The organism is Streptomyces sp. CY-1 (assembly GCF_047218265.1).
GTDB lineage: Bacteria > Actinomycetota > Actinomycetes > Streptomycetales > Streptomycetaceae > Streptomyces > Streptomyces niphimycinicus.
The window spans coordinates 3,288,373-3,305,900 of record NZ_CP178393.1; the positions used below are offsets into that span (position 1 = coordinate 3,288,373).

Sequence of the window (17,528 nt, forward strand, 5' to 3'; positions counted from 1 at the left end):
CGCTTCTCCGCCCGCGCGGCGAAAGCGCGGGTCGCGTGCCATCCGCGGCCGGGCGGCCGCGCGTGCGACGCTCACAGTGCCCCCTTCGTGGAGGGGAGGATCCCGGCGGCGCGGGGGTCGCGCTCGCTGGCGTAGCGCAGGGCCCGCGCCAGGGCCTTGAACTGGCACTCCACGATGTGGTGTGCGTTGCGCCCGTACGGGACGTGGACATGCAGGGCGATCTGCGCCTGGGCCACGAAGGACTCCAGGATGTGCCGGGTCATCGTGGTGTCGTAGGTGCCGATCATCGGCGCGATGTTCTCCGGCTCGGTGTGCACCAGGTACGGGCGGCCGGAGAGGTCGACCGTCACCTGGGCCAGCGACTCGTCCAGCGGCACCGTGCAGTTGCCGAACCGGTAGATGCCCACCTTGTCGCCGAGCGCCTGCTTGAAGGCGGCGCCGAGCGCGAGGGCGGTGTCCTCGATGGTGTGGTGGGTGTCGATGTGCAGGTCGCCCTCGGTCTTGACCGTGAGGTCGAAGAGCCCGTGGCGGCCGAGCTGGTCGAGCATGTGGTCGTAGAAGCCGACACCTGTCGACACATCGACCTGGCCGGTGCCGTCGAGATCGATCTCGACGACGACCGAGGTCTCCTTGGTCGTGCGCTCCACACGTCCCACGCGGGTCATGCGCTCTTCTCCTTCATCAGCTCGCGTACCGCGTCGAGGAACGCGTCGTTCTCGGCCGGGGTGCCCGCGGTGACCCGCAGCCGGCCCGGTACGCCGTTGTCACGGACCAGGACGCCCCGGTCCAGCAGGCCCTGCCACGCCGCGTGGGCGTCCTCGAAGCGGCCGAACTGGACGAAGTTGGCGTCGGAGTCGGTCACCTCGCAGCCCAGCGTGCGCAGCTCGCTCACCAGCCGGTCGCGCTCGGCCTTCAGCGCCTCGACGTACCCCAGCAGCGTATCGGTGTGCTCCAGGGCGGCCAGCGCGGTGGCCTGGGTGACGGCGGAGAGGTGGTACGGCAGCCGGACGAGCTGGACGGCGTCGACGACCGCCGGATCGGCGGCGAGATAGCCGAGCCGCAGCCCGGCCGCGCCGAACGCCTTGGACATGGTGCGCGAGAGCACCAGCCGGGGCCGCCCCTCGATCAGCGGCAGCAGCGACGGCCGGTGGCTGAACTCCCCGTACGCCTCGTCCACGACGACGAGCGCCCCGGCGGCGTCCGCCCTGGCGGCCTGGGCCGCCTCGTAGAGCGCCAGCACCGTCTCGGCCGCGACGGCCGTCCCCGTCGGGTTGTTCGGCGAGGTGATGAAGACGACATCGGGGCGGTGCTCGGCGATGGCCTTACGGGCGGCATCGACATCGATGGTGAAATCGGCGTTCCGGGGACCGGAAATCCAGCCGGTGCCGGTGCCGCGCGAGATGAGCGCGTGCATCGAGTACGAGGGCTCGAAGCCGATCGCGGTGCGCCCCGGCCCGCCGAAGGTCTGAAGCAACTGCTGGAGCACCTCATTGGACCCGTTGGCCGCCCAGACCTGGGCGACGCCGACTTCGAGACCGGCCGTGCGGCTCAGATAGCGGGCCAGCTCGGTACGGAGCTCGACCGCGTCCCGGTCCGGGTAGCGGTTGAGGTTCCGGGCCGCCTCGGTGACCCGCTCGGCGATGCGGGCGACCAGCGGCTCGGGCAGCGGATAGGGGTTCTCGTTGGTGTTCAGCCGTACGGGCACCTCGAGCTGCGGGGCGCCGTACGGGGATTTACCACGGAGCTCGTCCCGGATCGGGAGATCGTCAATGCCGGTCACTTGCTCGGTGGCACCTTCCAGTCGAACCTTGCCTTCACCGCGGCGCCGTGGGCGGGCAGATCCTCCGCCTCGGCCAGCGTCACCACATGCCCGGCGATCTCGGCCAGCGCCTCCCGGCTGTAGTCCACCACATGGATGCCGCGCAGGAACGACTGCACGGACAGCCCCGAGGAGTGGCAGGCGCAGCCGCCGGTGGGCAGCACATGGTTGGAGCCCGCCGCGTAGTCGCCGAGCGACACCGGCGAAAAGGCCCCGACGAAGATCGCCCCGGCGTTGCGCACCCGGGCCGCGACGGCCGCCGCGTCCTCGGTCTGGATCTCCAGATGCTCGGCCGCGTACGCGTCCACCACGGCCAGACCCTGCTCGAGGCCGTCGACCAGCACGATGCCGGACTGCCGCCCGGACAGCGCCGGACGGATCCGGTCCTCGACATGCTTGGTGGCCCCGAGCTGGACGTCCAGCTCCTTCTCGACCGCCGCGGCCAGCTCCTCGGAGTCGGTGACCAGCACGGAGGCGGCCAGCGGATCGTGCTCGGCCTGGCTGATCAGGTCCGCGGCCACATGCACCGGGTCGGCGGTGGCGTCGGCGAGGATGGCGATCTCGGTCGGCCCGGCCTCGGCGTCGATGCCGATCCGGCCCTTGAGCAGCCGCTTGGCCGCGGCCACGAAGATGTTGCCCGGCCCGGTCACCATGGAGACCGGGCGGCAGTCCTCGGTGCCGTAGGCGAACATGGCGACGGCCTGGGCGCCGCCCGCCGCGTACACCTCGTCCACGCCCAGCAGCGCGCACGCCGCGAGGATCGTGGGGTGCGGCAGCCCGCCGAACTCCGCCTGCGGCGGGGAGGCGACGGCCATCGAGCCGACCCCGGCCTCCTGCGCGGGCACCACGTTCATCACCACGGAGGAGGGGTAGACCGAGCGCCCGCCCGGTACGTACAGCCCGACGCGCTCGACCGGCACCCAGCGCTCGGTGACCGTGCCGCCCGGCACCACTTGGGTGGTGTGGTCGGTGCGCCGCTGGTCGCGGTGGACCAGCCGGGCCCGCCGGACGGACTCCTCCAGGGCGGCGCGCACGGCCGGGTCCAGCTCCGTCAGGGCGCGCTCCAGCGCCTCCACGGGGACCCGCACCCGTTCTATGACGACGCCGTCGAACCGATGGGCGTAGTCGATCAGCGCAGCGGTACCGCGATGGCGCACGTCGTCGCAGATGGGCCGCACCTTCTCCAGGGCGGCCTCGACGTCGAGCTCGGCACGGGGCAGCAGGTCGCGGTCGATCCCGCCTTCCGGGAAGGCGGCACCGCGCAGATCGATACGGGAGATCACGCGATCAATTGTCTCAGACCCGCCACGACGCCCCTCCCCCCGTATCAGTCAGTGATACGGACGCCCTAAGTTGACCCTGACCGTTGGCGTTCAACCGGTTACTCAGCGGGAATGTGCTCCGTACGGGGACACGGAGAATCAGGAGGGGACACGGCTGTGACCGAGCCGCACGATGGCGACCCACCCCCGGGCCTCGACCTGACCACCGCCGAATGGGGCATGTGGCAGGCGTTCCGCAATGGCAGCACCCATGATCTGCGCACCTCGCACCCCCAGCGGAACGACCCCTCCGGCCCGTATGCCTGGGGCCCGGAGCGCAGTGTCCGTGCGCGTGTCGTGGCCCTGCTGCTGCTGGACGGGCCGCCCGCGCAGCCGGGCCGGGTCGCCGCGCTCAAGCTCAACGGGGTGCACATCACCGGCACGCTCGACCTGGCCGGCGGGAACATCGAGCCCTATGTGGAGCTGAAGAACTGCCGCTTCGAGCGGGAGGTGCTGCTCCCCGAGGCGCAGTTCACCACCCTGCGCCTGGTGGGCTGCGCCCTTCCACGGCTGGAGGCGGCCCGGCTGCGCACCGAGGGCGATCTCCATCTGCCGCGCTGTGTGGTCGAACACGGGATCCGGCTCACCGACGCCCATATCGGCACGGATTTACTGCTCAACCAGCTCATCGTGCGCCGCGACCGCCGGGGCATGTCGATCAGCGCCGACGGGCTGACCGTCGCCCAGGACTTCCAGGCCGACATGATCGAGTCCTATGGCGAGCTGAGCCTGCGCGGGGCGCAGATCGGGGTGTCGCTCAGCCTGCGCGGCAGCCGGCTGCGCAACCCTTACGGCCGCCGCGCGCTCAACGCACCGCAGCTCACCGTGGAGCGCAGCCTCTATCTCACCGCGGGCGGGGTGAGCACCTACTCCAGCGGCTCCACCCCGCCGTACGGCACCGCCTCCACTCCCACCCGGGGCACCCGGATCCAGCGCTTCGAATGCGAGGGCGGGATCCGGCTGGACGACGGGCGGATCGGCGACGCGATCGACTTCGACCAGGCCCGCTTCATCATGGAGAACGACCAGGAGCTTTCGCTGCGCCGGGTCCAGACCCCCGAGCTGCGATTCCTCGGGGAGCGGCCGCAGCGTGGACGGGTGATCCTCTCCGGCGCCCGGGTGGTCAATCTTGTCGACAAGTCGGTGAGCTGGCCGGGGCCGGGCGGGCTGACCATGGCCGGGTTCAGCTATGAGTGCCTGATTCCGCGCGGCCACTTCCCGCTGGCCCGGCGGCTGGAGTGGGTGGCCGCGGCGACCCCCGAGTACGCGCCCGAGCCGTACGAGATGCTGGCCAACACGATGCGGGCCAGCGGCGAGGACGCCGACGCGCGCGAGGTGCAGCTCGCCAAGCAGCGCCGCCGCCGGGAGACGCTGCCGCTCGCCGGGAAGGTCTGGGGCTATCTCCAGGACTGGACGGTGGCCTACGGGTACCGCCCGGGCCGGGCCGCGGTGTGGATGGCGGTGCTGTGGGCGGTCGGCTCGGTGTTCTTCGCCCACAACCGGCCGGAGGCGCTCAAGCCGGATGAATCCCCGCACTGGAACGCCTCGCTGTACACGCTCGATCTGCTGATCCCGGTGATCGATCTGGGCATGGACGGCTACTGGAAACCGGTCGGCGCCGTCCAATGGGCGTCCATCGTCATGATCCTGCTGGGGTGGGTGCTGGCCACCGCGGTCGCCGCCGGTGCGTCCCGGCTGCTGCGGCGCCAGTGACCGACTGCCGCGGCGCCGGGGACCGACTGCTGCGGCGCCAGTGAAAGGAAACGCGCGGGGCCATTAGGCTTACGCCCCGTGACCTCCGCGCGCCTTCCGCTCTTCCCGCTGAACACGGTGCTGTTCCCGGGGCTCGTCATGCCCCTGAACGTCTTCGAGCAGCGGTACCGCTCCCTGATGCGCGATTTGTCGGCGCTCCCCGAGGACGCGCCGCGCCGGTTCGGAGTGATCGCGATCCGGGACGGCCATGAGGTCGCCCCGAGCGCGGTCGGCCTCCCGGACTCCGTCACGCGGCCGGACCCCGGCCCCACGGCCGGGTTCGGACCGGATCCCGCCAAGTCCTTCTACGCCGTGGGGTGCGTGGCCGACGCGGCCACCATCCGGGAACAGGAGGGCGGCACCTTCGAGGTGCTGGCCACCGGCACCACCCGCTTCGAACTGGTCTCCGTGGACTCCTCAGGCCCCTATCTGACGGCCGAGGTCAAGGAGCTGGAGGAGGAGCAGGGCGAGGGTGCCGGGGCGCTGGCCTCGGGGGTCGTACGGGCCTTCCGCATGTACCAGAAGCGGCTCGCGGGCGCTCGTGAGCGGACCCTGGCGAACGAGCAGGACCTGCCGGGCGAACCGTCCGTGCTCTCCTACCTGGTGGCGGCCGCGGCCGTGCTCGACACGCCCGCGAAGCAGCGGCTGCTACAGGCGCCGGACACGGCGAGCCGGCTGGCCGACGAGCTGAAACTCCTTCGCGCCGAGAGCGCCGTCATCGGTAAGCTCCCGTCGCTGCCGGCCGTCGATCTGACCCGCGGTCCCACCAGCCCCAACTGACGCGGACGAATATGCCCAAGAAGACCAAGAAGACCTCGGCGGGCACCCCCGCCACCACCGCCCTCACCGCGGCGGGCACGGAATTCACCCTGCACTCCTACGAGCACGACCCGGCGGCCCCCTCCTACGGCGAGGAGGCCGCCCAGGCGCTCGGCGTCGAACCGGGCCGGGTCTTCAAAACCCTTGTCGCGAGCGTCGATGACCGCCTTACGGTCGCCATCGTGCCGGTCTCGGCCACGCTCGACCTCAAGGCGCTCGCCTCGGCGGTGGGAGGCAAGCGCGCCACGATGGCGGACCCCGCGGCGGCCGAACGCACCACGGGCTATGTGCGGGGCGGAATCTCCCCCCTCGGCCAGCGCAAGCGCCTGCCCACGGCCCTGGACGAGTCGGCCACCGGCTACGAGACGATCTGCGTCTCGGCGGGCCGCCGGGGGCTGGAGGTCGAGCTGGCGCCGGGGGACCTGGCGTCGCTTACGGACGCGGTACTGGCACCGATCGCCCGCGCATAGCGCTTCCAGCGCTCTTGCGGTGCCCTGGCGCCCGGCGCCCGCTCGTACCGCGTGGTGCCCGCTCATGGCATCCGACGCCCGCGCGTGGCTCCGTAGCCGCCCAGGCGGCGGCCTGCGGGGGTGTCCGGCGGATCTTTCCCCTACCCGCCCCTTCCCGATACCAGGGGCTCCGCCCCTGGACCCCGGGCTCTGGGGCGGAGCCCCACCACGCGGCGGAGCCACAAACCGATGCCACGGCAAAGGCCCGAGAAGGGGAACAGCCTGCCCACCGCCGCCGACACCAGAAGCCCCATCCCGGGGCTTGGGGCCTGGGGCCTGGGGCGGAGCCCCAGTTTCGGGAAGGGGCGGGGAGGGAATCAGCCCGCCCACCGCCGCCCTACACCAGAAGCCCCATCCCGGGGTCCGGGGCCTGGGGCGGAGCCCCACCACGCGGCGGAGCCGCGAATCAACGCTGCGGCAAGGAGCCGGGGAGCGGAACAGCCCGCCCACCGCCGCCCGAAACCAGAAGCCCCGTCCCCGGAACCCGGGGCCTGGGGCGGAGCCCCAGTTTCGGGAAGGGGCGGGTAGGGGAACAGCCCCCCGAACCCGGGGCCTGGGGCGGAACCCCACCACGCGGCGGAGCCGCAAATCGATGGCCGCGAGAAGGGGCGGGGAACAGCCCCCGAACCCGGAGTCCGAGGCAGCCCCCCACCACGCGGCGGAGCCGCAAATCGATGGCCGCGAGAAGGGGCGGGGAGGGGAACAGCCCGCCGCAGGCGTCACGTACCGCCGGACAGCCCCCTAGCGCGCTCCCGGGCTAGCCACCGACGGCAACGCAGGCTCCGGATCCCGGGGACCGAACAGCCCCGTCAGCGCCAAATGGATCACCATCGCCGCCACCGACCACGCCAGCAGCGCACCCTTCGCGCCCAGCTTCAGCGGCCCGTCGAAGGTGACGCCCTTACCGGCCTCCTTGGCGTGGGCCACGACGTCCGAGGTGGGGCCCAGCCAGAGGCCCAGCCGCCAGGCGATCACCGAGGCGAGGACCCCGCCGATCGCCAGGCCGATGACCAGCGCGATACCGCCGTGGCGGAAGAGCAGAAAGACGATGAGGGCCGAGACGGCCCCGAAGGCGAGTCCGAGCAGCGTGAACACACCGTCCGCGCCGATCGCGTCCTCCCCTTCCGAGTTCTTCAGATAGACGGCGGTGCCGTCCGAGACCAGGGGAACCTTCGGCGCCAACCACAGCCACAGCAGCCCCAGGAGCACCCCGGAGACCGCCACCGCGATGGCGACCAGCGACGCCTGCACCAGTTCGGCGCGCAACTCGGGCCCCGGCTCGGAGTACTCCGAGTGCTCGGGGTGCTCGGGGTGCTCCGAGCCCCCTGGATGCCCGGAAGGGTGCTCCGGGTACCCCGAGGGATTCGGCACGGAGGAGTCCCCGGCGGACTGCCCGTGGGCCGGGGGGCGGCCCTCGGCGGGGTCCTCGTGCGGCGGAGGCGGATCATGTGGCGTCAACGGTGCGGTCACCCCGTCATCGTGCCAGGCGGACGGCGTAGTTCGGTCGGCGGGACGTTCGCTGCGGCGCGTCACCGCACGGCCGCCCGCCGATAGGCCCAGGTCGCGGCGGCGAGGGACACCACGGCCACCCCGGCGCACACCCCGAGGTCGGCACAGACCACCCACCAGTCGGGCTGCCCGTCGAAGGCCCGGGCCAGGGCCTCCACACCGTACGTCGACGGCAGCAGATCGCGTGCGTACGACACCACCTGCGGCATCCGGTCCGCGGGCAGCACTCCCAGCAGCAGCGCGGCGGACATCCCCAACTGCCCGCACAGCGTGGCGAGTTCCTGACGCGGGGCGAGCAGCCCCAGCACGGCGCCGAGTCCGGCGAGGGCGGCGCCGGAGAGCGGGATCACGGCGAGGAGGATCCACAGATGCGTCATGGGCAGTTGGAAGAGCACACTGCCCATGACCGCGGTGACGATGGTCCCGGGCACGGTGAAGGAGGCGTACGCGGCGGCCGCCCCGAGCACCACGGCCGAGGGCGGCACCGGCAGGGTCGCGTAGTGGTCGAGCCCGCCGCTGGCCCGGAGCTGGCCGAAGTACTGGGCGAGCAGGTTGAGCGCCACGAAGGCGACGACCAGCACGCTCGACCCGGCCACCACGGCCCGAGCCTCGCTCCCGCCGTCCACCACCCCGCGCATCAGGATCATGATCCCGATGGACTGGAAGGTGGCCACGAAGAGCAGCGGTATCCGGGCCACCCGGGCCCGCGAGAGCTGGGCCCGGTAGACCGCGGCGAGCGCGGGGAGGAGCCGCGCCCGCGCCGCCAGCGGCGCGGGGATGTCCCCGGCCTCACCGGACGCACCGGACGCCCCCGACGTACCGGAGGCACCGGACGTACCGGAGGCACCGGACGAGGCACCGGGCGCACTGGGCAGCCCGGCGGAAGCACCGGACACACCAGGCGCACCAGGCACAGCAGTGGCCCCGGACACACCGGATACACCGGACACGGCGGGCATGACACTCACGTTGCGCGGCTCCTCTTCGCCTCTACGGCTCTTACGGTCACGGTCGCCGACGTGTTCACCGGCTCACCCCGGCGGTCACGCCTTCACCAGCCCCTCCGCGCCCTCCGCACGGCCGCCCAGGGCGATGTACACATCCTCCAGGCTCGGCGTGGCAAGGGTGAAATCGTCCAGCGCGGCGAAGGCGGGGCCACCGGTCACGGTGGCGATGGCGGCGCGCGCCTCGTCCGGCGGGAGCCGGAGCGTCCAGCGCCGCCCGGAGACGCCACCGGCGGCCCGGGCCGCCTCGGCGGCGCTCCGCAGGGCGGCGACCTCGGGCACCTCCAGCGGCGGCTCGGTGCGCCACACCAGCTCCAGCCGCACCTCGTCGGCGACCAGCGCCTTCAGCCCGGCGGGCGTGTCGCAGGCGATGACCTTGCCGCGGTCCAGCACGGCGACCCGGTCCAGAACCGTTTCCGCCTCGATCACATTGTGGGTGACCAGCACCACGGTCACCCCCCGCTCGGCCCGCCGCCGGTCCACGGCCGCCCATACGGCGCGCCGGGCGACGGGGTCCATTCCGCTGGTGGGCTCGTCCAGCACCAGCAGCGGCCGCTCCCCCACCAGCGCGGCGGCGACGCAGGCCAGCCGCCGCTGGCCGCCGGAGAGCTTCTTCAGCGGGCGCCCGGCGATCTCCCCGAGCCCCAGCTCCTCGATCACCGCGTCCCGCTCGGCACGGGCCGCGCGGGCCTCCAGCCCGCGCAGCCGCGCGGTGGTCTCGGCGGCGAGGGCGACGGTCAGCTCGTCCAGGGCGGTCGAGTCCTGGCCGAGGTAGCACAGCAGCCGGGCGGCGCGCTCGGGGTGGCGTACGAGATCGTGGCCGAGCACCCGCACACTGCCCTCGTCGGGCCGCAGCAGGCCGGTGAGCTGCCGTACGAGGGTGGATTTGCCGGCGCCGTTGGGCCCGAGCAGCCCGAAGACCTCGCCGCGCAGCACATCGAGGTCGATGCCGTCGCTGGCCCGGACGGCGGGCGTGGCGGGGGCGCCGCGGCGGCCGCGCGCCGCGGGATAGGTCTTGACCAGGCCGCGCACGGTGCACACCACATCGCCACTCGTCGCCTGTTTCGCGCCCGTCCTCACGAGCTATGAGGGTACGCGCCCAAACACCCGCTCCCGTCCTCGGGGCCCTCGGGGACGGATCGGAGGATCACAGGACGAGGAGGCTCGGCGGCCCGGCCGTGTCGGTGCCACCGGGGGTCGTGACGAGAACGGAGTACGTCCCGGGGAGCACCGCGGGCACGACGGAGAGGATCTGGGTCGAGGAGAGGTTCACAAAGGTGGCGGGGGCGTGGGTGGGCCCGCTGCCGAGGACCACCGCGGTGGCGTCGAGCAGACAGGTGCCGCCGATCGTGACGTTCTGGGCCGGAGAGCTGCGCCGCCGGGGTGACGGTGACGGCGCTGGGGCGTCGTAGCGAAGGTGACGCCGGTGGCGGTCGGGAAGCCCGTGCCGAGGAGCGTGACGGCGGTGGGCCCGGCCGGTCCGGCATTGCTGCTCAGTCCGTGGCAGACCGGGGTGGGGATGACGAAGAACGGTAAGAAGTTGCTGGTCGAGCCGCGGGCGGTGACGGTGACGCGGTACTGATCGGCGCATAGCGCCGGAACGGTGGCGGTGACCGCACCGGCCGTCACGGTGGTGGGGACGACCGATCCCCGAAGTTCACCCGGGTGAGGTTCGCCAGGCCCGAGCCGCTCAGCGTGACCGTGCCCCCGGTCAAGATCCGCCGGATATCCCCTAGCCGCCCGTCTGCGCGTGCTCCGCGGCCGAGCGGAGGTCGATTTCGCGCCAGAAACCCGCCCGGATCGCATAGCGGTCGTGCTCGTCGATCTGGTCGTCCTTGTGGGCCAGCAGCCCGAAGCGGGCCGCGTAGCGCAGCAGTTCACCGTCGATGCGGTGCGGGATGCGGGGGTACTCCGTGGAGATCTGGCGCAACGGGACCGGATCGGCGAGCCGGTCGGTCCAGCGGCGGGCGAAGACCTGGCCGACCTCGAACGGGTCGCCGCTGACGGCCGTGATGTCCTCCTCGCGGTCGGCCCAGCGCTGCTCGGCGCTGGTGAGCTGGGCCAGCATGGGGAGGTTGGCGGTCTCCGGCGGCTCCCCCACGGCGCCGGGGCCCCGGTCGACCCAGCCCTTGTCGGAGGACCAGCGCAGGGTGGCACCGGCGGCCTGCTGCCGCTCGCCCTGGCCGCCGGGCGCGGCCGGGCCGCGACCCAGGTCGGCGAGGTCCTTGGGGGTGGGCACCCCCTTGCCGACGCCCGCCGCGGTGACGTCCGTGCCCGCCTCGGCGGCCGGGGCGGCGGGACGGCCGGGGGCGGCGGCCGGGCCGGTCCCATCGGCGCCGGGCCGGGCGGCGCCGTTACGGCCGCCGGGTGCCTCCGCCGCGCCGGGCGCCCCGGTCGCGGCCGCGGCAGCGGCGGCGGCCGTCTCCGGCAGCGGGGCGGAGAGAATGGCCGCGATCTCCGGGCGGGGCTCGGAGACGGGCGCACAGGGCCCGGGAAGCTCCTTGGCGCGCACCGCCCTGGTGATCCAGGCGCGGTCGAGGACGCGCCGCTCATCGGCCTCGGCGACAAGGTCCTCGGACTGGTTGTAGTCGCCGTCGGCGGCCTGCACCGCCCAGAGGTGGACGGCGACGCCGTGCTCCTTGGCCGACATCAGCCCGGGCAGCAGATCCCCGTCGCCGGTGACCAGGACGATGTCGGCGCACGCCCGGTTGCGGGCGAGCTCGGTGAGCTCGGCGTGCATGGCGGCGTCCACGCCCTTCTGGGCCCAGCGACCGTCACTGCGGGTGAGCGCACCCAGCCGTACAGTCACCCGGGGCATCACGCGCAGCCGCCGGTGCTCCGGCTGGGGCACCCGGTCGGGGGCGCCGTCGAACCAGTAGATCCGCAGCAGCGGACACTCGGTCTCGGCCTCGGCGCGCTCCCGCAGGCCCTGGATGAGGGTCGCGTGGTCGACGGAGATACGCGATCGGGCGGGCTCCCCGGCCAGCAGGCTCGCGGCGGCGCCCAGCAGATACCCGGCGTCCACCAGGACGACGCAGCGGTCCACGTTCCACCCTCTTTCCTGACGGTCCAGTCCTCGGTCGCCCCCCGCACACAGCCGCGCCCCCGGATGTGGTTTTCGGCTTTCCTTCGAGTCTGCCCGACCGTGCGGGGGTTATCAGTCCGAACTGGATCACCGGCGTGGCGGATACGGCTTACCCGCCAATACCCTCCTTCTCACTCACCGTAATTGCCCGAAATGCACGGGTCACCGTGGCATGTCACTGTTTCTTCCCGAAGGGCTTCGCCCGGGAGGGCCCTTCGCCAGGGGGCTGATCCCAACCGGAGGAAGACCACCATGGGCAAGAACAAGAACCGCGATCGCAAGCAGCAGCAGGAACAGCGTCAGGAGCGCGGCACGGCGGACCGCCCCGCCGAGCAGCAGCCGTCGATGGACGGGCAGTCGCAGGCGATGCGGCCGGAGGGCAGCCCCTCGACGGCACGCAAGGGCCGGCAGAAGAGCTTCGGCCACAACTGACGCACCGCGCACCGGCGCTGAGCCACCGCGGTGGCAGGGCCGCGTGACCGCGGCCCCCAGGGGCGCGCCCGATGCGGGCGCGCCCCTGGTGCGCTCGTGCCGGCGTCAAGGCCGCAGGGGCTCATCCGGCCAGGCAGGACGCTCCCAACAGCACCTTGAGATCGCCGAAGAGCGCCGGGTCGGCGGTGACCCGGTGCCGGTCGAGCCGCAGCACGGTGGTCTTCCGCGCCCCCTGGAGCTTGATCCGCACCTCGGTGGCGCCGCGGTGGTGGGTGAGCACCTCGCCCAGCTTCTCGACCAGCGGCGGGGTGACCTTGACCGTGGGAATGGTGATCGTCACGGGCGCGTTGGCCGATGCCTCGGACAGATCGGGGACCATCAGCTCCATGGCGACCAGCCGGGGCACGTCCTCGCGCTTGTCGAGGCGGCCCTTGACGAAGACGACCGCGTCCTCGACGAGCTGGGTGGAGACGAGCTGATAGGTGGCCGGGAAGAACATGCACTCGATGGAGCCGGCCAGGTCCTCCACGGTGGCGATGGCCCAGGCGTTGCCCTGTTTGGTCATCTTGCGCTGTAGACCGGAGATGATCCCGCCGATGGTGACGATCGCGCCGTCCGCGTGCTCACCCCCGGTGAGCGCGGAGATCGCGGCGTCCGCCTTCTCGTTCAGCACATGCTCGATGCCGAACAGCGGATGATCGGAGACATACAGGCCCAGCATCTCCCGCTCCTGGGCCAGCAGATAGGTCTTCTCCCATTCGACGTCCGAGAACTCGACGTCGAGGCCGAAGCCCGGCCCCTCGCCGTCCCCGCTGTCACCGGCCATGCCGCCGAAGAGGTCGAACTGCCCCTCGGCCTCCTTGCGCTTGACCGCGACCACATTGTCGATCAGCGCCTCGTAGTGCGCCGTGAGCCCCTTACGGGTGTGGCCCATCTCGTCGAACGCGCCCGCCTTGATCAGCGATTCGGTGGTGCGCTTGTTGCACACGACCGCCTCGACCTTGTCCAGGTAGTCCGGGAACGAGCCGTACTTCCCCTTGGCCTTACGGCCGCGGATGATCGCTTCCACCACGTTCTGACCCACGTTCCGGACCGCCGTGAGACCGAAGAGGATCACATCATCACCCTGAGCGGTGAAGTTGGCCTCGGACTCATTGACGTTCGGCGGCAGCACCTTGATGCCCATACGACGACACTCGTTCAGATAGACCGCCGACTTGTCCTTGTCGTCACGGACCGAGGTGAGCAGCGCCGCCATGTACTCGGCGGGGTAGTTGGCCTTGAGATACGCGGTCCAGTAGGTGACCAGGCCGTACGCGGAGGAGTGCGCCTTGTTGAACGCGTATCCGGCGAACGGGACCAGGACGTCCCACACCGCCTGGATGGCCTCGTCGGAGTAGCCGCGCTCGCGGCAGCCCTTCTGGAAGGGCACGAACTCCTTGTCGAGGACCTCCTGCTTCTTCTTGCCCATCGCGCGGCGCAGCAGGTCGGCCTGTCCGAGCGAGTAGCCCGCGAGCACCTGGGCGGCCTTCTGCACCTGCTCCTGGTACACGATGAGGCCGTAGGTGATGCCCAGGACCTCCTTGAGCGGCTCCTCCAGCTCGGGGTGGATCGGGGTGATCTCCTGCTGGCCGTTCTTCCGCAGCGCGTAGTTGATATGCGAGTTCATGCCCATCGGGCCCGGCCGGTAGAGGGCCGAGACGGCGGAAATGTCCTCGAAGTGGTCAGGCTTCATCATGCGCAGCAGTGAGCGCATCGGGCCGCCGTCGAACTGGAAGACGCCCAGGGTGTCACCGCGGCAGAGCAGTTCGAAGGTCTTGGGGTCGTCCAGGGACAGATCGAGCATCTTCAGGTCGACGCCCTTGTTGGCGCGCACCATCTTGACCGCGTCATCCATGATGGTGAGGTTGCGCAGGCCGAGGAAGTCCATCTTCAGCAGGCCGAGCGACTCACAGGTGGGGTAGTCCCACTGGGTCACGACCTGGCCGTCGTTCTTCGGCGAGAAGACCGGGACATGGTCGGTCACCGTCTCGCTCGACATGATCACACCGGCGGCGTGCACACCCATCTGGCGCACCAGGCCCTCGATACCGCGCGCGGTATCGATGACCTTCTTCACATCCGGCTCGTTCTCATACATCCCGCGCACCTCGCCCGCCTCGCTGTAGCGGGGGTGCTTCTCATCGGTGATACCGGAGAGCGGGATGCCCTTGCCGAGGACGTCGGCGGGCATGGCCTTGGTGATGCGGTCGCCCATCGCGTACGGGTAGCCGAGCACCCGGGCGGAGTCCTTGATCGCGTTCTTGGCCTTGATGGTGCCGTACGTGCCGATCTGGGCGACCTTGTCGGCACCGTATTTCTCGGTCACGTACCGGATGACCTCACCGCGCCTGCGCTCGTCGAAGTCGATGTCGACATCGGGCATGGACACACGCTCGGGGTTGAGGAACCGCTCGAAGATCAGCCCGTGCTCGACCGGGTCGAGGTCGGTGATGCCCATCGCGTACGAGACGATCGAACCGGCCGCGGAGCCACGGCCGGGGCCGACCGCGATGCCGTTGTTCTTGGCCCACATGATGAAGTCGGCGACCACGAGGAAGTACCCCGGGAACCCCATCTGGATGATGACGTCCATCTCGTACTCGGCGAGCTTCTGACGGTCCTCGGGGACGCCGCCGGGGAAGCGGCGGGCCATCCCCTTCTTGACCTCCTCCTGGAACCAGGTGACCTCGGTATACCCCTCGGGGACGTCGAACCGCGGCATCAGGTCGCGCTTTTCGAACCAGCCGGTGGCGTCGATCTGCTCGGCGACCAGCAGGGTGTTGGCGCACCCCTGCTGCCAGGCGTCGGAGGAGTCGATGGCGTACATCTCCTCCGTGGACTTCAGGTAATAGCCGGTGCCGTCGAAGCGGAACCGGTCCGGGTCGGAGAGGTTCTTACCGGTCTGGACGCACAGCAGCGCGTCATGGGCCGTCGCCTCGCGGGAGTACGTGTAGTGCGAGTCGTTGGTGACCAGCGGCGGGATGTCCAGCTTCTTGCCGATCTCCAGCAGCCCGTCCCGGACCCGGCGCTCGATCTCGATGCCGTGGTCCATCAGCTCCAGGAAATACCGGTCCTTGCCGAAGATGTCCTGGTACTCGGAGGCGGCCTTCAGCGCCTCGTCGAACTGGCCCAGGCGCAGCCGGGTCTGCAACTCGCCCGAGGGGCAGCCGGTGGAGGCGATCAGGCCCTCGGACCACTGGGCGATGGTCTCCTTGTCCATCCGCGGCCACTTGACGAAATAGCCCTCCATATAGGCGTCGGAGGAGAGCCGGAAGAGGTTGTGCAGACCGGTCTTGTTCGACGCCCAGATGGTCTTGTGGGTGTAACCACCGGAACCGGAGACGTCATCGCGCTTCTGATGCGGCTGGCCCCACTGGACCCGCCGCTTGTAGCGCCGCGACTCGGGCGCCACATACGCCTCGATCCCGATGATCGGCGTGATCCCGGCGCCCGTCGCCTGCTGGTAGAAGTCGTACGCGCCGTGGAGGTTGCCATGGTCGGTCATGGCGATGTGGGTCATGCCCATCTCGTTGCACGCGTTGAACATGTCCTTGAGCCGCGCCGCACCGTCCAGCAGCGAGTACTGGGTATGGACATGCAGGTGCGTGAAGGGCGGCTTGGTCACGGTGGAAGACCTCCGGCGAACAATCGATGACGGCAGGGCGAGACAGCTCCGAAGGTTACCCCTCCGCACTGACACGGGCCGGGCACTCACGAGTAGCCTCAGGCGTTGATCCCGACGGGTCATCCGGTCTTCCCGCGCACCCGGCGCGACGGAACATACCCTGTCGTATCTGCCACACCGATCACATCCCTCATGCCCCAGGAGGCGTTCCGCGATGTCGAACCAGCAGACCCAGGCGGAACAGCGCGGCGAGCACATCCTCGCCGTATTCGACACCGCCTTCGGCGAGCTGCTCGCCGCCGACCCGGCCGCCTTCCGCGTCAAGTTCCGGAAGATGGCCGCCTCGGCGTTCGCGTTCTACCGCGGCACCGCCTGTCTGTTCTATTCCGATGTGGAGCGGGAGCGCGCCGGCGGGCCGTACCTGGACGACCGCACCAGCCGGGTGTGGATCCACGGCGACCTCCACGCCGAGAACTTCGGCACCTACATGGACGCCAACGGCCGGCTGATCTTCAATGTGAACGACTTCGACGAGGCGTACGTCGGCCCCTTCACCTGGGACCTGAAGCGTTTCGCCGCCTCCGTGGCACTCATCGGCTACACCAAGGCGCTCAGCGACGAGAAGATCAGCGAGCTGGTGCGGACGTACGCCGGCGCCTACCGCGAGCGCGTGCACGCCCTGGCCACCGGCGCCAAGAACGACGAGGTGCCCCCCTTCACCCTGGAGACCGCCGAGGGCCCGCTGCTGGACGCACTGCGTGACGCCCGCTCGCTGACCCGCTTCGGGCTGCTGGACTCGATGACCGAGATCCGCGACTTCGAGCGCCGCTTCACGGCCGGCGGCGGGTCCATCGAGCTGGACGCGGCCACCCGCTACAAGGTCCTGGCCGCCTTCGACGGCTATCTGGAGACGCTCCCCGAGTCCAGTCTCTCGCGCCCGGACTCCTACCGCGTCAAGGACGTCGTGGGCCGCCGGGGCATCGGCATCGGCAGCGCCGGGCTCCCCTCGTACAACATCCTTCTGGAGGGCAACAGCGACGCCCTGGAGAACGATGTGGTGATCTACATGAAGCAGGGGCAGACCCCGGCGGTCTCCCGGCACATCACCGACGAGCAGGTGCGGTCGTACTTCCACCACGAGGGCCACCGCACGGTGATCTCCCAGCGCGCGCTCCAGGCCCACGCCGACCCGTGGCTGGGCTGGACCGAGCTGGACGGGGCGGGGCAACTGGTCGCCGAGGTGTCGCCGTACGCGGTGGACCTCGACTGGTCCGACATCGACGACCCGGCCGAGATCGCGGCGGTCGTGGCCGACCTGGGGCGGGCCACGGCCACCATGCACGCGGCCGCCGACGACCAGAGCGGCCACTCGCTGGTGCCGTTCTCCACCGAGCGCGCCATCGACGCGGTGATCGCCGCCGACGAGGACGGCTTCGCCGACCTCCTGGTGGACTTCGCGCACTCTTACGGTGCCCGCGCCCGGGCCGACCACCAGATCTTCGTGGACCTCTTCCGCAACGGCCGCATCCCCGGGCTCTGATCGCCACGCCGGGCTCCGATCGTCACCCGGCCATGGTCACTGTGTGCTCGCCCCCCTATCGTTACCGGTC

At 71.0% G+C, this 17,528-nt stretch carries 14 protein-coding genes and 1 pseudogene; 6 read left to right on the top strand and 9 right to left on the bottom strand.

Translation table 11 applies throughout. The annotated features are described in order from the left end of the window. Positions 1–71 precede the first annotated feature (71 nt). The 3 genes from hisB to hisD are packed head-to-tail and all read right to left on the bottom strand — an operon-like array spanning position 72 to position 3,102. Positions 72–665 carry an imidazoleglycerol-phosphate dehydratase HisB gene (gene hisB, locus ACK1X7_RS14190; RefSeq protein ID WP_014059975.1) on the bottom strand — a complete coding sequence of 198 codons (594 nt, stop codon included), beginning with the start codon at positions 663–665 and terminating at the stop codon, positions 72–74. Then, positions 662–1,780, bottom strand: coding sequence for a histidinol-phosphate transaminase (locus tag ACK1X7_RS14195; protein ID WP_385152681.1), 1,119 nt, complete (start codon positions 1,778–1,780; stop codon positions 662–664). The genes hisB and ACK1X7_RS14195 overlap by 4 nt, the downstream gene beginning before the upstream one ends. Continuing rightward, positions 1,777–3,102 carry a histidinol dehydrogenase gene (gene hisD, locus ACK1X7_RS14200; protein ID WP_390792947.1) on the bottom strand — a complete coding sequence of 442 codons (1,326 nt, stop codon included), beginning with the start codon at positions 3,100–3,102 and terminating at the stop codon, positions 1,777–1,779. The genes ACK1X7_RS14195 and hisD overlap by 4 nt, the downstream gene beginning before the upstream one ends. A gap of 156 nt (positions 3,103–3,258) precedes the next feature. On the opposite strand from hisD, the gene ACK1X7_RS14205 reads away from it, so the two are divergent. The 3 genes from ACK1X7_RS14205 to ybaK all read left to right on the top strand — a co-directional run bounded on the left by ACK1X7_RS14205 (position 3,259) and on the right by ybaK (position 6,182). Then, positions 3,259–4,854 (top strand): oxidoreductase, encoded by a 1,596-nt coding sequence (locus ACK1X7_RS14205; protein ID WP_385152687.1) that lies wholly within the window; start codon positions 3,259–3,261, stop codon positions 4,852–4,854. 78 nt (positions 4,855–4,932) lie between these two features. Beyond that, the gene (locus ACK1X7_RS14210; RefSeq protein WP_385152690.1) at positions 4,933–5,673 is read left to right on the top strand and encodes an LON peptidase substrate-binding domain-containing protein; all 741 of its coding nucleotides are present in this window, start codon (positions 4,933–4,935) and stop codon (positions 5,671–5,673) included. An 11-nt stretch (positions 5,674–5,684) separates the two neighbouring features. Next, positions 5,685–6,182: a Cys-tRNA(Pro) deacylase gene (ybaK, locus tag ACK1X7_RS14215; protein WP_385152693.1), complete on the top strand. Its 498-nt coding sequence runs from the start codon at positions 5,685–5,687 to the stop codon at positions 6,180–6,182. Between the two features lie 780 nt (positions 6,183–6,962). Here the strand turns inward: ybaK and ACK1X7_RS14220 are convergent. The 4 genes and pseudogenes from ACK1X7_RS14220 to ACK1X7_RS14235 all read right to left on the bottom strand — a co-directional run. Continuing rightward, the gene (locus ACK1X7_RS14220; RefSeq protein WP_385152696.1) at positions 6,963–7,691 is read right to left on the bottom strand and encodes an ABC transporter permease; all 729 of its coding nucleotides are present in this window, start codon (positions 7,689–7,691) and stop codon (positions 6,963–6,965) included. A gap of 59 nt (positions 7,692–7,750) precedes the next feature. Further along, positions 7,751–8,605 (bottom strand): ABC transporter permease, encoded by an 855-nt coding sequence (locus ACK1X7_RS14225; RefSeq protein WP_390793034.1) that lies wholly within the window; start codon positions 8,603–8,605, stop codon positions 7,751–7,753. Positions 8,606–8,773: 168 nt separating this feature from the next. Next, positions 8,774–9,814 (bottom strand): ABC transporter ATP-binding protein, encoded by a 1,041-nt coding sequence (locus ACK1X7_RS14230; protein ID WP_390792946.1) that lies wholly within the window; start codon positions 9,812–9,814, stop codon positions 8,774–8,776. Positions 9,815–9,881: 67 nt separating this feature from the next. After that, positions 9,882–10,085, bottom strand: a pseudogene (locus tag ACK1X7_RS14235) (hypothetical protein); the annotation flags it as partial. 75 nt (positions 10,086–10,160) lie between these two features. On the opposite strand from ACK1X7_RS14235, the gene ACK1X7_RS14240 reads away from it, so the two are divergent. Next, complete coding sequence (locus ACK1X7_RS14240) at positions 10,161–10,316, top strand: hypothetical protein (RefSeq protein WP_413116976.1); 156 nt, start codon at positions 10,161–10,163, stop codon at positions 10,314–10,316. Positions 10,317–10,466: 150 nt separating this feature from the next. Here ACK1X7_RS14240 and ACK1X7_RS14245 read toward each other — a convergent pair whose 3' ends face one another. Beyond that, complete coding sequence (locus ACK1X7_RS14245; RefSeq protein ID WP_385152709.1) at positions 10,467–11,780, bottom strand: NYN domain-containing protein; 1,314 nt, start codon at positions 11,778–11,780, stop codon at positions 10,467–10,469. Positions 11,781–12,071: 291 nt separating this feature from the next. On the opposite strand from ACK1X7_RS14245, the gene ACK1X7_RS14250 reads away from it, so the two are divergent. Continuing rightward, positions 12,072–12,251, top strand: coding sequence for a hypothetical protein (locus tag ACK1X7_RS14250; protein ID WP_208518935.1), 180 nt, complete (start codon positions 12,072–12,074; stop codon positions 12,249–12,251). Between the two features lie 121 nt (positions 12,252–12,372). On the opposite strand, the gene dnaE is transcribed toward ACK1X7_RS14250, so the two are convergent. Then, positions 12,373–15,918, bottom strand: coding sequence for a DNA polymerase III subunit alpha (gene dnaE, locus ACK1X7_RS14255; protein ID WP_385152712.1), 3,546 nt, complete (start codon positions 15,916–15,918; stop codon positions 12,373–12,375). 214 nt (positions 15,919–16,132) lie between these two features. Here dnaE and ACK1X7_RS14260 point away from each other — a divergent pair, with 214 nt between their 5' ends. Next, positions 16,133–17,458 (top strand): DUF2252 domain-containing protein, encoded by a 1,326-nt coding sequence (locus tag ACK1X7_RS14260; RefSeq protein WP_361511314.1) that lies wholly within the window; start codon positions 16,133–16,135, stop codon positions 17,456–17,458. The last annotated feature ends 70 nt before the right edge of the window (positions 17,459–17,528 follow it).

Bases quoted from the DNA above. Each gene is read 5' to 3' on its own strand.
- hisB (WP_014059975.1), bottom strand. From the start codon at position 665: ATGACCCGCGTGGGACGTGTGGAGCGCACGACCAAGGAGACCTCGGTC.
- ACK1X7_RS14260 (WP_361511314.1), top strand. From the start codon at position 16,133: ATGTCGAACCAGCAGACCCAGGCGGAACAGCGCGGCGAGCACATCCTC.
- ybaK (WP_385152693.1), top strand. From the start codon at position 5,685: ATGCCCAAGAAGACCAAGAAGACCTCGGCGGGCACCCCCGCCACCACC.
- ACK1X7_RS14250 (WP_208518935.1), top strand. From the start codon at position 12,072: ATGGGCAAGAACAAGAACCGCGATCGCAAGCAGCAGCAGGAACAGCGT.